Origin of the sequence: Prochlorococcus marinus str. MIT 9401 (genome assembly GCF_000760095.1) — a bacterium.
GTDB classification, from domain to species: domain Bacteria; phylum Cyanobacteriota; class Cyanobacteriia; order PCC-6307; family Cyanobiaceae; genus Prochlorococcus_A; species Prochlorococcus_A marinus_I.
Window position 1 is genome coordinate 1 of record NZ_JNAR01000009.1, and the last position, 14,939, is coordinate 14,939.

14 protein-coding genes, 1 tRNA gene, 1 other RNA gene and 1 pseudogene are annotated in these 14,939 nt (G+C 33.4%); 4 read left to right on the top strand and 13 right to left on the bottom strand.

The window, feature by feature from the left end; all coding sequences use genetic code 11:
* From EV01_RS09970 to EV01_RS05590, 5 genes and pseudogenes are all read right to left on the bottom strand, one after another.
* Nucleotides 1-115: pseudogene (locus EV01_RS09970) on the bottom strand (cobalamin biosynthesis protein); the annotation flags it as partial.
* Nucleotides 103-1,092, bottom strand: coding sequence for a ketol-acid reductoisomerase (gene ilvC, locus EV01_RS05605; protein WP_032518224.1), 990 nt, complete (start codon nt 1,090-1,092; stop codon nt 103-105). The pseudogene EV01_RS09970 and the gene ilvC, both read right to left, overlap by 13 nt.
* 109 nt (nt 1,093-1,201) lie before the next feature.
* On the bottom strand, nt 1,202-1,813 hold the full coding sequence (locus tag EV01_RS05600; RefSeq protein WP_032518225.1) for an ATP-dependent Clp protease proteolytic subunit: 612 nt from the start codon (nt 1,811-1,813) through the stop codon (nt 1,202-1,204).
* 26 nt (nt 1,814-1,839) lie between these two features.
* The gene (locus EV01_RS05595; RefSeq protein ID WP_032518226.1) at nt 1,840-2,502 is read right to left on the bottom strand and encodes an ATP-dependent Clp protease proteolytic subunit; all 663 of its coding nucleotides are present in this window, start codon (nt 2,500-2,502) and stop codon (nt 1,840-1,842) included.
* A 40-nt stretch (nt 2,503-2,542) separates the two neighbouring features.
* Nucleotides 2,543-3,652, bottom strand: coding sequence for a PIN/TRAM domain-containing protein (locus EV01_RS05590; protein WP_032518227.1), 1,110 nt, complete (start codon nt 3,650-3,652; stop codon nt 2,543-2,545).
* Nucleotides 3,653-3,748: 96 nt separating this feature from the next.
* On the opposite strand from EV01_RS05590, the gene hemW reads away from it, so the two are divergent.
* Complete coding sequence (gene hemW, locus EV01_RS05585; protein WP_032518228.1) at nt 3,749-4,972, top strand: radical SAM family heme chaperone HemW; 1,224 nt, start codon at nt 3,749-3,751, stop codon at nt 4,970-4,972.
* Here hemW and panB read toward each other — a convergent pair.
* Nucleotides 4,965-5,738: a 3-methyl-2-oxobutanoate hydroxymethyltransferase gene (panB, locus tag EV01_RS05580; RefSeq protein ID WP_032518229.1), complete on the bottom strand. Its 774-nt coding sequence runs from the start codon at nt 5,736-5,738 to the stop codon at nt 4,965-4,967. The two genes, hemW and panB, sit on opposite strands and share 8 nt — an antisense overlap.
* A gap of 47 nt (nt 5,739-5,785) precedes the next feature.
* Here panB and ffs point away from each other — a divergent pair.
* An RNA gene (gene ffs / locus EV01_RS09345) (signal recognition particle sRNA small type) lies at nt 5,786-5,882 on the top strand.
* A gap of 12 nt (nt 5,883-5,894) precedes the next feature.
* Here the strand turns inward: ffs and ftsZ are convergent.
* The 6 genes from ftsZ to EV01_RS05555 all read right to left on the bottom strand — a co-directional run bounded on the left by ftsZ (nt 5,895) and on the right by EV01_RS05555 (nt 10,952).
* The gene (gene ftsZ, locus EV01_RS05575; RefSeq protein WP_032518230.1) at nt 5,895-7,010 is read right to left on the bottom strand and encodes a cell division protein FtsZ; all 1,116 of its coding nucleotides are present in this window, start codon (nt 7,008-7,010) and stop codon (nt 5,895-5,897) included.
* Nucleotides 7,011-7,190: 180 nt separating this feature from the next.
* Nucleotides 7,191-7,916, bottom strand: a complete 726-nt coding sequence (locus EV01_RS0108840) for a cell division protein FtsQ/DivIB (protein ID WP_032518231.1) — start codon at nt 7,914-7,916, stop codon at nt 7,191-7,193.
* Complete coding sequence (locus tag EV01_RS05570; RefSeq protein WP_032518232.1) at nt 7,913-8,323, bottom strand: hypothetical protein; 411 nt, start codon at nt 8,321-8,323, stop codon at nt 7,913-7,915. Before EV01_RS05570 ends, EV01_RS0108840 begins: the two co-directional genes overlap by 4 nt.
* 10 nt (nt 8,324-8,333) lie before the next feature.
* Nucleotides 8,334-9,401: a D-alanine--D-alanine ligase family protein gene (locus EV01_RS05565; protein WP_032518233.1), complete on the bottom strand. Its 1,068-nt coding sequence runs from the start codon at nt 9,399-9,401 to the stop codon at nt 8,334-8,336.
* An 11-nt stretch (nt 9,402-9,412) separates the two neighbouring features.
* Nucleotides 9,413-10,807 carry a tRNA (N6-isopentenyl adenosine(37)-C2)-methylthiotransferase MiaB gene (miaB, locus tag EV01_RS05560; RefSeq protein ID WP_032518234.1) on the bottom strand — a complete coding sequence of 465 codons (1,395 nt, stop codon included), beginning with the start codon at nt 10,805-10,807 and terminating at the stop codon, nt 9,413-9,415.
* 72 nt (nt 10,808-10,879) lie between these two features.
* Nucleotides 10,880-10,952 (bottom strand) — tRNA-His (locus EV01_RS05555).
* A gap of 129 nt (nt 10,953-11,081) precedes the next feature.
* On the opposite strand from EV01_RS05555, the gene EV01_RS05550 reads away from it, so the two are divergent.
* Entirely contained in the window at nt 11,082-12,317 is a 1,236-nt protein-coding gene (locus EV01_RS05550; protein WP_032518235.1) for an amidohydrolase family protein, read from the top strand.
* A gap of 39 nt (nt 12,318-12,356) precedes the next feature.
* A complete protein-coding gene (locus EV01_RS05545) occupies nt 12,357-13,709 on the top strand; it encodes an FAD-binding oxidoreductase (protein ID WP_032518555.1) in 1,353 nt (450 codons plus the stop codon).
* Here EV01_RS05545 and EV01_RS05540 read toward each other — a convergent pair.
* Nucleotides 13,706-14,938 (bottom strand): bifunctional folylpolyglutamate synthase/dihydrofolate synthase, encoded by a 1,233-nt coding sequence (locus tag EV01_RS05540; RefSeq protein ID WP_032518237.1) that lies wholly within the window; start codon nt 14,936-14,938, stop codon nt 13,706-13,708. The two genes, EV01_RS05545 and EV01_RS05540, sit on opposite strands and share 4 nt — an antisense overlap.
* Nucleotide 14,939: the final 1 nt, after the last annotated feature.

Below are 14,939 nucleotides of genomic sequence, written 5' to 3' on the forward strand. Positions count from 1 at the left end.
TTTTTATGTAAAAGCCGATTATTTGAACAGGGTGTATTAAGGATCTTGGGTCGCCAATCAATAAATCAAAACCAATCGATCCAAGAAATATTAAAAATAAATTTATTTCAGCCAACTGAACATCGAGCGCAGTCCTTTACCTACTTTCTCAATTTCATGTTTTGAGTTCTCTTCTCTTAATTTTGTCATTAAGGGTTTGTTTTTATCGCATTCTTCCACAAAATTCTTTGCGAAAGTCCCATCTTGAATATCTTTTAGAATTTTCTGCATTTCTTTCTTCGTATCACTATTAATAAGTCTTTTGCCACTTACATAATCTCCATATTCTGCGGTATTGGAAATGGAATCTCTCATTTGAGATAAGCCTCCCTTTACCATTAGATCAACAATTAGTTTAACTTCATGTAAACATTCGAAGTATGCAAGTTCTGGTTGATATCCTGCCTCTACAAGAGTTTCGAAGCCTGATTTAACGAGTTCTGATAATCCTCCACATAAAACCGCTTGTTCGCCAAATAAATCAGTTTCTGTTTCTTCTTTAAAATTAGTTTCAAGTATCCCAGCTCGCGTTCCTCCAATCCCCTTAGCGTAAGCCATTGCTAAAGATCTTGCACTTCCAGAATAATCCTGCTCAACTGCGAACAAAGCTGGAACACCTTGACCATTCTGATATTCCCAACGAACAGTGTGTCCAGGCCCTTTTGGAGCAATCATTACAACATCCACAAAACTAGGAGGTTTGATAAGTCCGAATCTAATATTAAAGCCATGAGCAAAACTTAATATCTTTCCCTCTTTTAAGTTTGGTTCTATTTCTTTAAGGTAAACATCCTTCTGAAACTCATCTGGGAGGAGAATCATAATCCAGTCTGCTTTTTCGCAAGCTTCAGAAACGCTAAATACTTGCAGACCATCGCTAATAGCTTTGCTTTCAGACTTGCTTCCTTTATATAATCCGACAATTACATCTAAACCACTATCTTTAAGGTTTAGAGCATGCGCGTGACCTTGTGAACCATATCCTATTATCGATATTGTTTTATTATTTAAAAGACTTAGATCGGCATCTGTGTCGTAAAAGAGTTGGGTCATTAGTTGTAACTTCTTTGCATTTGATAATTAATATTTTAGACATTAAAGGAGTAAATAAACCAAAAAATTATTAATTTAAAAATTAAAATTAAAATATTTATTTAGAAAATTAAGAATGACTTGCTTCGCTTGGATGTTTGATTACTCTATCAATTAGTCCATAGTTTTTTGCTTCTTCCGCACTTAAAAAATAATCTCTATCAGTATCCTTTTCAATTTTCTCAAATGATTGGCCTGTCATATCTGCCATAGACATATTTAACATGTCTTTAATTCTCAGAATTTCCTTAGCTTCTATTTCAATATCACTAGCTTGGCGTTGAGAAGTTCCTCCTAGAGGTTGATGAATCATTATTCTGCTATGGGGCAACGCAACTCTTTTCCCTTTTGTGCCAGCGGCCAACAGGAACGCGCCCATTGAGGCTGCGAGGCCTACGCAAATGGTTACCACATCACTTTTCACGTATTTTATAGTATCGTAAATAGCCAAGCCAGCAGTTACTGATCCTCCTGGACTGTTTATATATAAATAAATTGGTTTGGAATTGTCTTCAGAATCAAGATAGAGCATCTGTGCAACAAGGCTATTAGCAATACCATCATTCACTTCTTGTCCAAGAAAAAGAATCCTTTCAACACCTAGTCTTGTATATATGTCAACCCATCTTTCGTATTGACTTCCGGGAAGTCTGTAAGGCACACTTGGAGTTCCTATTGGCATGATTTTAAAGTAGTTGTTTGTGAGAGTTAAATTTTATTTGGTAAATCTTTTTGACTTGTAAGTATTCTATCGATAACGCCATAATTTAGGGCTTCTTGAGGGTTAAGATAACTCATTCTGTCAGAGTCTTTAGAGAGTTCTTCAATAGTCTTTCCAGTATTACGAGATAGAATCTCCAGCATTGATTTTTTATTTTTCAAAACCTCTTCAGCTCTTATTTGGATATCGGTTGCTTGACCTCTTGCTCCGCTTATAGGTTGATGTAAAACAATAGAGGCATGAGGAAGAGCGGCTCTTTGCCCCTTAGTACCAGATGAAAGGATAACTGCAGCGGTCCCCATCGCTTGTCCAATACATATTGTGTGTACTGGAGGTTTAATATAGCTTATGGTATCGCAGATAGCGAAAGCTTCTGTCTCGAAACCAACTGCGTCGCCAGTGTACCAGCTTGTCCCTGTTGAATTGATATAGAAATAGATAGGCTTTTCTGGATCCTCAAACTCAAGATAAAGGAGTTGAGCAATTATTAGCTCAGTAACATCCATTCCTAGTTGTCTTTTGGCATCATCATCTGAGAATAATGGTAAACCAAGATAGACTATTCTCTCTTTAAGTAAAAGAGATGGGAGATCAGGGGGCGGGGTCCTCATAACGGTGTTCTCGCCGTAATAAGGAGCAGATACAGTCATTTGTATGACAAAATTAATAATGAATTGATTCTAGCTAGATTTAGCCCTGTGTCGCTGGTGATTTAAAAGATTTGTTTGACTCAGGATTATTTATTAGTTTTCCAAATACCATCCTTCCAGTTGGAGTTTGTAGTGCTCCTGTGATAATAATATCTAATCTGCTTCCCACAAAATTCTTTGCTTCGTCAATTACAACCATCGTTCCGTCATCCAAATATCCAATACCTTGCATTTTTTCTTTACCCTCTCTTACAATTTTTATATTAAGTGATTCTCCTGGTTGTACTTCTGGCCTTAAAGCAATGACTAAATCACTCAAATTCATAACTTTTAGTTCTTTAACTTCCGCAATCTGAGAGAGATTATAATCGGCTGTAATTAGTGTTCCTGTCATATCTTCAGTAATTTTCAAGAGCTTTTCATCTACCCCATTACCTTCATACTTTGTTGGATTTATTACAAGTCTTCTCCCGTATAAATCTCTTAATTCTTTTAACAATTTCAAACCTCTTCTGCCTTTAGACCTTTTTTCATTACTGCTTGAGTCAGCTAAAGTTTGTAATTCATCAATTACACTTTGAGCAACAATTAATTGTCCTTCCAACAATCCACAACTTAATAAGCCATTTATTCTGCCATCAATAATTACACTTGTATCAAGAATTTTTGGACTTGCAGCAGGAAGTATTCCTTCATTTACTAGATATGCATCAGTATTATTTGGATTAAATAATCTTAATAGTGTCCTCCCATGAGTGTCTGCTAACTTATAACCAAGAGCACCAAAGAAAATATTGCTTAGTATTGCTGCTAAAGGTTTTGCAAAAAAGACTTCCCTAGGGAAGGGAATTAATAGTATTGGAGCAAGTAGGAGATTTGCTACTAGCAATCCTAAAATTAAACCAACCGACCTACTTATTAATAAGTCTGTAGGCATTGTCCTAATTTGATCAAGAAAAGTCTTCCTGAGTTGAAGAAAGACAAAACCTGCTGCTAACCCTATAAACAAACCTATTATAGCTAAAACAATTCTAAAACCCTCTACGTTAGATACTTGTTTGAGTATGTCTACTGGTAATAAATCAACTCCAAGCCATCCTGAAGCGGCCCCAGATAATACAAATAAAATTAATACCAAGATATCTGTCATATCTATAATCTACTAGTATTTATTAATTGAGTAAATAAGGATTTAGTTTTTTTCAATCCTTAATACTTTTTTTGGAGCTTAAAATGTATTTAGATTATGAATAAGTTTCCAAGAAGTGCTTATGTGCATATACCCTTTTGCCACAGAAGGTGCTTTTATTGTGATTTTGCAGTCATTCCATTAGGAAACAAAGTTGAAACTTTAAAAGGATATGGAAGTAAAACTGTTAAAGAATATTTGTATTTTTTACATAAAGAAATATTGTCAATTAAGCATAAATCACCTCTTTCGACAATTTATATAGGTGGTGGTACGCCATCAATTTTAGATCCACAGCAAATTAAAGAATTAATTAATCTTTTTGGAGAGAATTATGGAATTGACTATGGTGCTGAAATTACTATGGAGGTTGATCCAGCAAGTTTTAATCAAGATGATCTTTATGGATTTATAAACGCTGGGATAAATAGATTTAGTCTCGGAGTACAAAGTTTTAATAATCAGATACTTCAAAACTCGGGAAGGCGTCATTCGAGAGAGGATGCTGAAAAATCCTGTTTATGGTTGAAGCAAGTTTATGATTCTGGGTTAATAAAAAGTTGGAGTTTAGATTTAATTCAAAATTTACCACTTAGTGGATTTAAAGAGTGGCAAGATGACTTAAAAAAAACAATAACATTTTTACCACCACATTTATCTATTTACGATTTAAATATTGAAGATGGAACTGTTTTTAAGAAATTAGTTAACTTAGGAAAGTTAGAACTTCCAAGTGATGAAGAAGCTTTTAGAAATAGTGAAGCAACTCATCTAATCTTAAAAAACTCAGGTTACTCAAGATATGAAATCTCAAACTATTGTCTCCCCAGTCATCAATCCAGACATAACAGAGTTTATTGGAGTGGATTAGGTTGGTGGAGTTTTGGTCAAGGTTCGACTAGTGCGCCTTGGGGGGAAAAGTTAACTCGACCAAGAGTTAGTAAAGAATATAAAGAATGGGTAATTAGGCAATGTGAACTGAATCTAGATTCATCTCTAACTAATATGGATTTTGTCTTCAAAGAAATCGATGAGAAAATAATGTTGGGATTGAGACTTAAAGAGGGGATAGATATCCACGAGGTGTTTAAAGAACAAAACTGGGAAAACAAAATATTCAAAAGAAACCTAAGAAAATTGCTTGAAAAATGGGAAAGATTTCTTGAAAGTGGACTTTTAATAAAAAAAGGGGACAGGTTCTTTTTAAGCGATCCAAAAGGGATGGAACTTAGCAATCAAATTCTTATTTCCATGTTTAAATGGTGGGACGATATTAATTAAGTCTTTCTGAGTCTACCCATTCTTTTAATTTGTCTTTAAATAATTCCTTCCCTTGAATAATCGGCGGGCAAAATGGTGGTTGATCCTCATTGAGACCTAACAAATCTGCAGTAACTCTTACTTGCCCATCGCAATAATTACCTGCACCTATTCCTATTGTGGGAATTGTTAAAGTATTTTGTATTTCTTTAGCTAGTAAATCAGGAATATGTTCAAGAACTATTGAAAAACATCCTAATTCTTCAAGAATAGAAGCCTCTCTCTTGATTTTTTCTTGGCTTTCTAAGCTTTTTCCTTGTTTTTTTAATCCAAGATTTAAATAGCTTTGTGGTGTAAGACCTATATGACCCATAACAGGTATTCCCATTCTTATTAATCTAGAAATAACTTTTTGTATTTCTGGTTCAGCCCCTTCTACCTTTACAGCCTTTGCATAAGTCTTCTGAATGATTTTCCCTGCATACTCGACAGCTTTATCCTCTCCACATTGGTAAGTCAGAAAAGGCATATCTGTGATAACTAAAGGTTGTTCTTCAATTTTCTTTTTAAATCCTCTCGAAACAGCATTAGTATGATAAATTATATTCTCTAAAGTTAATGGCAATGTTGATTTGTATCCTAAACAAACCATTGCTAAGGAATCTCCTACCAAGACGATATCTACATTAGCTTGTTCAGCAATCGATCCTGATATAGAGTCCCATGCAGTTAGTGCAATAATTTTTTGAGATTTTTTTTTATACTTAACGAGTTCTGAAGGCAACATTAGAAATTTATGTATCTTTTTTAATCAAGAATTGCTAGTATTATCTTGACTCGGCCTTTCGCGGTTTTAACGCCTAAACCTGGTCAGGACCGGAAGGTAGCAGCCACAAGGGATGCTTGAGGCAGGCGAGATAACCGAGTCACTTTATTTTACCTCTTAACCAATATCTTTTTTATTTTGCCTTATTCTTAAAAACTCAGGAATACTTGCTCCTGATTCTTTATTATCGGATAAATTATATAAGGATTGATTTGATAATCTGTTTTTTATTCTTTGTTGATTTGAGGGTTGATTCGTTTCAAATCCTGTAGCAATCACAGTAACTTGTATCTCCCCTTCCATTGATTCATCTACCACTGCACCAACGATAATATTTGCTTCTTGATCAACAACATCATAGATAATTTCAGAGGCGGAGGTCATATCTTCTAAAGTCATATCTTTGCCACCAGTAATATTTATAACGCAGCCTTTAGCGCCATCAATTCTAGCTGCTTCTAATAAAGGACTATTCATTGCTGCCTGTGCTGCCTCTAAGGCTCTAGATCTTCCTGAACCAATACCTATACCAAGAAGAGCTGTTCCCGCCTCTGTCATAACAGATCTTACGTCAGCGAAATCAACATTAACTAATCCTGGACATGTAATTATGTCACTGATACCTTTGACGCCCATTCTTAAAACATCATCAGCGTTTCTGAATGCTTCTTGAAGGGGAGCTCCTGCTATTACATCTTTTAGGCGGTCATTTGGAATAACTATAAGAGTATCTACGTTTTCAGCTAATCTTGCAATTCCTTCTTCTGCTTGGCGCATTCGTCTTTTCCCTTCAAAAGAAAACGGTTTGGTGACTATACCTACTGTTAAGGCCCCACTTTGTTTCGCAACTTCTGCGACAACGGGAGCTGCGCCTGTACCTGTTCCGCCTCCCATCCCAGCGGCTATGAAAACTAGATCAGATCCTTCTAGAGCCTGTTGAAGCTCATCTCTAGATTCTTCGGCAGCTTTTTGACCTATACTTGGATTCCCCCCTGCACCTAAACCTCTAGTAAGGTTTTGTCCTAGTTGAACTCTACGATCTGCAGAAGACTGTAGTAGTGCTTGTGCATCGGTATTGAGGACTCGAAATGATACACCCTCCAAGTCACTATTTATCATTCTATTTACAGCGTTGCTTCCACCACCGCCTACACCAATAACTTCTATTTTAGCGTTTTGGCTTGGAAGAATTTCTCTCGATTGATCAAAGTTTGGATTGTTACCGAAGCTCATCTCTGAATAGGGAATCTAATACTAGTATTGGGTGCATTATGAACTTACTAAGCTCTTCTGTAGGAAATTGTTGAGGAAAATCCTTAAAATATTTATTTTTTAAATATTTTGTTTTAGATGCAAAACCCACATCAACACTACAATAATTAAAAAAAATTATTCGAAATCTATTTCTAAATATTAGGGTTTGAACACTTTTATTTTCGGTTTATTTGGATCGGTAAGGTCAATACTATCAATTTTTTTAGAAAAATTATTTTTCTTAAATTCATTTTTTAGGTTGTTTATAATTTGCAATTGATAGTTAATTAAATTTGGATTAAATCCAAGTAAGATTGTTTTTAAATCTTTTTCCTCAATAGTTAGAAAACCATTTGGTGAAAAATTTATTCTTACTATCTCAAATTCATAATTCTCTTCGGCAATTAAGATTATAGATAATGTATTTTTAAATTTTTTTTTCCATCCAGAAACTTGTATTGTTAAGTTGTTCAAATTTTTTTCGTCAGCATTTTGTTTATCAATAAAAATTCCATCTTTATCAATAAATCCTAATTTTTTTTCTTTATTTATTAATCTCTCGCCAAAAGCAATTGGAATTCTCGTATTAACGTCGATTTTTAAACCGAAAGGAAATAATTGTCTATTTACTGAAACATTCTTAAGAGATAAATTTTGCTTTAATTCTTTTTCTAAAAAATTAGTATTAATAAAAATTAATCGGATTGGAAATTTTAAAGATGAATTATTTACCAAATCATTTTGCGAGAATAATTTGCTCCCAGAAATTCTAATGTCCTCAATATTTACTTGTTTTAATGTTCTTAAGCTTAATAAGCTTGTTGAAAATAAAAATAAAATTAGAAATAAAAATTTTCTGCAATTAATTCTTTTCTGGTTCTTCACAAATCACATCTAGCTTTTTCCATCAATTGATCCATCCATCCTCTCGCTTGTTCCGCATCTGAAAATGGCACATCCATCTCTTTCCCATTGCCAACTAATCTTAACCTGCACTTTCCTTGAGATTCACTTGTTAGGGGTGCTTCTCCTGAAGTTAGGGCCATTAATTCAACTAATTCAAGTTTTTTGATTGTAAAACTATCTTTTTCTTCGAATTTCCCAGCTTCAAATGCGCTCCATTTTAATTCTCCATCTTTTAAGGATGCTGCACCTGAACTATCTAACTTACAAAGTTCAGAACCACTAGCCCAGCTCCTAAAAAGATTTTGTCTTCTTCTTTCTAACCATCCTAAAGCAGTTAATAAAACGAAGATTAAAAGTAATGGTAACCAAAGAAGTCCATGCAACATTTGATTTGAATTATGAATCTTGTGATATATCCACCAGTTTAGCCACAAGTTGTTCAATTTTTAAACCTGAAGCTTCCCAAAGCATTGGAAACATACTGTTTTTTGTAAAACCAGGAATTGTATTTATTTCATTTAGCAAAATTTTATTTGAAGATTTTTCTAAAAAGAAATCTACTCTTGCAAAACCGAAAATATTTAGTGCTCTACAACTTTTGATAGCAATTTCTTTAATTTCTTTTGTGATTTTAGAATCTATTTCGGCTGGGATAATTATTTTATTATTTGAGTGATATTTTGAATCGTAATCATACCAATCACTTTCGTAATTTACCTCGCCTATCTCAGAGGTTAAGAGTTTTGAATTTCCAATTATTCCGCATTCAATCTCCCTTACCTCTAAACCTTCTTCTATTAAAAGTCTTGAATCTATTTCCCGAGCTTTTTCTAATGCTTGTAATATTTCTGATTCATTTTTGACTTTGGAGATGCCAAGAGATGATCCGGAGTTTGATGGTTTAACAAAAATAGGAAACTTTAAATTTTTTAAAATTTCATTAATTATTTTATTTTTTACTTCCTTATCGTGGAGATTTTCATTTTGAAAAACTAGATAATTAACTTGTGGAAGTTTAAGATTTGAGAAAATTGTTTTCATTAATATTTTATCCATTCCAAGTGCAGAGCCAATAATTCCACATCCGACTAAAGGTTTCTTTGTAAATCTAAGTAAGCCATGAATTGATCCGTCTTCACCATTAAATCCATGTACAAGAGGAAACCAAACATCAATATTTTGAAATTCAATTCCGTCAAGGAAATTAATTTTTTCTTGATTAAAGATTTCTTGTTTTTTTGATTTATTTTTTTCAATTTCACCATTTAGGATTTTTTCTGAATTATTACTATCAAGCCAATCTCCATATTTGTTTATGTAAAAAGCTTTAACTGTAAAGCGTTCACTATTTATTTCTGAATTAAATGCTTGATAAACTGTTTTCGCAGAGGATATCGATACTTCATGTTCATTGGAATTCCCGCCAAATATTAACCCAATACATTTTTTCTTACCCCCAATCATTTAGAAAAAAATCATAAATTAACTTCGCCTGTTAAAGAAAAAGGTCTTGCTTCATTTATTTTGACATCTATCTCATCTCCCAAAGAAAAATTAAAGTTAATGTTTTTGGGAATCTCTACGAAAGTTAATCTATTTGTTCTAGTTCTACCCATAATTTGAGAAGAATTTTTTGGATTAAAACCCTCAATTAAAACGCTTTCGATCTTGTTGATGTATCTTTGATTTCTACTCCTAGCAGTTTTCTCGACCAAATCATTAATTTCCTGTAATCTAGCTTTTTTTACCTCTTCAGAAAGTTGATTCGTCCAAACTGCTGCAGGCGTATTTGGTCTTGGAGAGTATGCTGCTGTATTGACCTGATCAAAGCCAATTTCTGATATTAGCTTTAATGTATCTTGATATTGTTGCTCGGTTTCTCCTGGGAAAGCAACTATCGCGTCAGCTGTAATTGATGCATCTGGCATTAATGACCTTATGTTCTCGATAATATTTTTATACTTTTTGATAGTGTATCCTCTGGACATTTGCTTTAAAATTTCATCATTTCCACTTTGGAAGGGGATATGGAAATGTTCACAGACTTTATCAAGTTCATAACAAGCTTGAATCAACCTTTTTGAAAAATATCTTGGATGACTAGTAGCAAATCTTATTCTGCGTATTCCTTTAACATCATGAATATAATACAAAAGATCAGTTAGGGTATTCTCTTTTCTTCCCTCTTTTGTAGTTCCTGGAAGGTCTCTACCATAAGCATCAATGTTCTGACCTAAAAGAGTAATTTCTTTAAAATTATCATCAGCTAATTTTTGGATCTCACTTTTTATCGCATTTGGATATCTTGATTGCTCTTTTCCTCTTACAGAGGGGACTACACAATATGAACATCTTTCGTTACATCCATAGATGATATTAACCCAGCCACAAATAGAGCTTTCTCTCCTGGCACTAGTTATGTCTTCAGAAATGAAGGATTCTTCTGTCGCGGCAACTTGATTTCCTAAATCAACTTTCCCCAGAAGATTCTCAAGGTTATTTACATGTTGAGGGCCCATTACTAGGTCTAGTTCTGGGACTCTTCTTAATAATGACTCACCCTCTTGCTGAGCAAGACAACCTGCAACAACAAGTTTTAAGTTAGGTGTTTTGTGCTTTCTTTTTGCTTGTCTCCCTAGAAAGCTATAAACTTTTTGCTCTGCATTATCTCTAATAGTGCATGTGTTGTACAAGACCAAATCGGCATTTAATTCATTATCTGCTCTGGTATATCCCATTTTCTCTAAAGTCCCAGCCATCCTCTCAGAATCTGCCTTGTTCATTTGGCATCCAAATGTGGTTATCCAATAACTGCTAGTAGTTGAATTCTTTTGAGTTTTTTTTTCGTCAGATTTTGTTTTTGTGAGCACTTTACTAGGAATTTTTTATGATTCTTTAATTCAAAATTACAAGTTAAATAATTTTGGTGCAATATTTTTGAGGGCGAGCGAGGGGATTCGAACCCCCGAATAGCGGCGCCACAAGCCGCTGCCTTAACCACTTGGCGACGCCCGCCTCACATTTATAAATTTAACAACTCAAGGGTTATTTTTCATAGTTATTTTTATCTTTTAGAGAAATTTGAATTATTTTCTAATTCAGTAAAGATTTCTTATGATTTAAAATAAAAGAAAATTTAAAAATTTGAGTAATTCTGCCACGGCTGAGGTTCTTATTCCCAGAAGCCTTTGTTCAATAGAAAATATAGATAACCTCATTATCGATGTAGAGGATTTATGTTCAGTTTCCATTAGTTGGGAGGATGGATTTGTTTCTGAGTTAAAGCCTTTAAAAAATAAAATTACAAAACCAAAAAAAATTTTATTCCCAAGATTTGTTGAAACGCATTCGCATTTTGATAAATCTTTTACATGGGTAGACTTTCCTAATCTGGAATCAAACTATGAAGGAGCATTATCAGTAAATCTTGAAGAACATAAAACTAGAACTACAGATAAGGTTCTTAAAAGAGTTGAGAAATCATTAAAACTTGCGATACAGAATGGATATCGTGCTATTAGAAGTCATATTGATACATACAAAGGTCAATCAATTGATATTTGGTTTGAACTTTTTAAATTACAAAAAAAATTTTCATCTGAGTTAACTTTACAATACGTTGCTCTAGCTCCATTGGAATTCTGGGATACAAATGATGGAGAAGATTTGGCAAAAATATTTTCCTCTAATGGAGGCATTTTAGGAGGTGTAATTGTCCCCCCTTTCAATAAAAAAAATACAAGCCAATTTCTATCAAAGATGCTTCTTCTTGCGAGTAAATATAAATTAGAAATTGATTTGCACATAGATGAATCAATTATTGAACCTGGAGCGGGAATTAAAGTTTTATTAGAAACAATAGAAAAATTAAATATTAATAGTATTCCGATCACTTGTAGTCATTTGAGTAGTCTAATTTCTCTAAACAATAGAGAAATTTTAAATTTAGGGGAAAAAATGGCTGAGAAAAATATTAAGGTTATTGCCTTACCCCTAACAAATTTTTGGCTGCTCAATCGAAGTAATAAAACTACTTCATTAAAAAGACCAGTTGCTCCAATAAAGCAATTACAAAAATCACATGTGGATGTATCTCTTGGTAGTGATAATGTTCAAGACCCCTGGTATCCATTTGGAAATTTTGACCCTTTTTATATGTTGTCTTGCTCGATGCCTATGCTTCAACTAAATCCCTGGGAGAGAATGACTCTATCTTCTATTTTTTTAGCTCCAAGCAGATTATTAAATTTAAAATGGGATGGTTTAATTAAAAAAGGTTGTCCTGCCGATTTTGTGATTTTAGATGCACAAAGATGGGCAGATGTTTTTTCGAGCAATTTAAAGAGAAAAGTATTTATAAACGGCAATTTGTATTGCTAATTAGCTAATTTATATGCAAAGTATAAAAATTTTTTATTAATGATATCAAAACTTAAATTCATAGACAAATTTAGAGAAGTCAAAAACTTAGAGATCATTGAAAATAAATCCGATGTAAAAAGACTTTCAAAAGATTTTTATAACTACTCTCCAATCCTTACTGAAAAATTAGACGAATGTATTGCTGATTTGGTGGTAAGACCTAGTGATCACGAAGCGGTAAAGGAAGTAGCAGAAATTTGTTGGGAATTATCTATCCCACTTACTTTAAGGGGTTCAGGTACAGGTAATTATGGACAAGCCGTCCCATTATTTAAAGGAGTTGTAATGCAGATGAGTCAATTTAATAAGTTAGAAGAATTTGATCCAGATACTGGCTTTGTAAAAGTTCAGTCTGGCTGCGTTATGGGTGATTTGAATAAACAATTAGAGAAATATGGGAGGGAATTGAGGTTACTTCCTAGTACTTGGAAAACTGCAACAATTGGAGGTTTTATTGCAGGTGGATCAGGAGGCATTGGTTCAATTAGGTGGGGATTTTTAAGAGATCCAGGAAATCTTATTGGTTTAGAGGCAGTAACGATGAATGAAAAACCACAATTATTAAAATTTAATGCTGAAGAATCCGAACCTCTGAATCATGCTTATGGGACTAATGGAATAATTACTTCTTTAATACTTGCTACTGATATCAAACGTAAGTGGTATTCAATAGTTATCGACTGCATTGAATTTGAAAAAACAATAGAAATATTAAAAACTCTAACCAGCGCAGCAATTGATCTGAAACTAGGAGCAATACTTGAAGAAGAAATTGTAAATCAAATGCCTAAATGGTTTAAAGCAAATTCTAGAAGTCACAAGATATTAATTCAATCTACTCTTGGAGGAATAAAAACAATCGAGCTAATTTGTGAAAAATTCAAAGTTGAATCTACCCTCCTCGGGGAAGAAGAAAAACTCGTCAATGGAATTTCTGAAGTCGTATGGAATCATACAACTCTTCATATGAGGTCTAAGGATAAAAATTGGACGTATTTACAGATGCTTTTGCCACTTAATGATGAACTAGAATTGATTAATTTTTTGAGAAAAAAATGGGGTAGAAAAGTTCTTTGGCATTTAGAGGCGGTTTCTCAACAAGGATCACCACGATTAGCCGCTTTGCCTTTATTAAGGTGGAATGGGATAGATGAATTGAATAAAATAATGGAAGATTGCAAGAAACTTGGTGCATTTATTTTTAATCCCCATGTTTTAACTGTCGAAGGCGGAGGCCTTGGAGTGGTTGACGCAGATCAAGTAAAAGCGAAATTGAAATTTGATCCTAAAGGGCTATTAAATCCAGGGAAATTGGAAGGTTGGGAAGTGAGGGAAAAATTTAATATTTAACATTTCTGTTTATTCGCAAATTTAATAAATTCAGCAACTAAAAAAATAGAACCTGTTAGAACAGGATGATTAGTTGGCCATTTTTCTAAAGAAAATAAATACTCAATGGCAAGTTCAAATGTTTTAAATTCAATTGTTTTTTGAAAGTCAATTTCTTTAATCTGAGAGAGATCATTTAATTGCCAACTAGGTTGGTTTGGAACTGGTACAAGTAATAAGTGATCATTTTTCTTTAAAAGTGTTTTTAATATTGCGTTAATATCTTTTTGTCTTTGGACACCTAAAATCCAAAAAATGCCTTTATCTTCATTTTCCCAATTGCTTCGCTCATTAGAGAGTGCTTTTGCAGCAGGATAATTATGCGCACAATCTACAAGAATTTCTTTGTTGAAATACTTTATTATTTCTAGCCTTCCGTTCCAAGATGTCTTTTTAAGACCTTCAGATATGTGTTTTTCTTCTATATTAAATCCCAAATTATTCAGCGCTTCAATTGCTCCAACAGCTACTGAAGCATTTTGCTTTTGAAAAATTCCTTTTAATCCAAGTTCATAGCTGTTTGAAATTGCATCTTTCCAAATAATTTCTGCTCCTACCTCTTTAACTTTTTTGGTTATTAAATTTTCAACTTGAATATTTTGATTGCATGAGATGACAATTGAGTTTTTTTCTATAACTGCTAATTTTTCTTCGGCAATTTTTTCAATCGTATCTCCAAGAAATTCTTTATGGTCTAAGCCAATATTCCCAATAGCAATGATTGGTCTAGATTTATGGGCTGTTGTCGCGTCTAATCGTCCCCCTAAGCCAGCTTCAAGAATGAGTAATTCAACTTTTTTATAATCAAAAAAATTTAGTGCGCAGCAAATGATTTTTTCAAAAGGAGTTAATTCAAATGTTGAAAAATTTTTTTCTATTAATCTATAGAGTTTTTCAAAATCAGTTTTATTAATATTTTTTTTATTAACTCTAATCCTCTCGCATACATCAAGAAGATGAGGAGATGTCGTTACACCGAAATTCCTCTTAGCTTCAAAAAGTATACTTTCTAAATATGATGCGATTGATCCTTTTCCATTGGTTCCAATAATCTGAATCGCAGGGATATTCTTGCAAGGATTACCAAGTTCTTGAAGTGCTTTTTTAATTCTTGATAAACCTAAATTGATATTATCCCTTTCATATTTAGGAGATAATAATTCAAAAAATTTTAAATTTGCATTTTTCAAA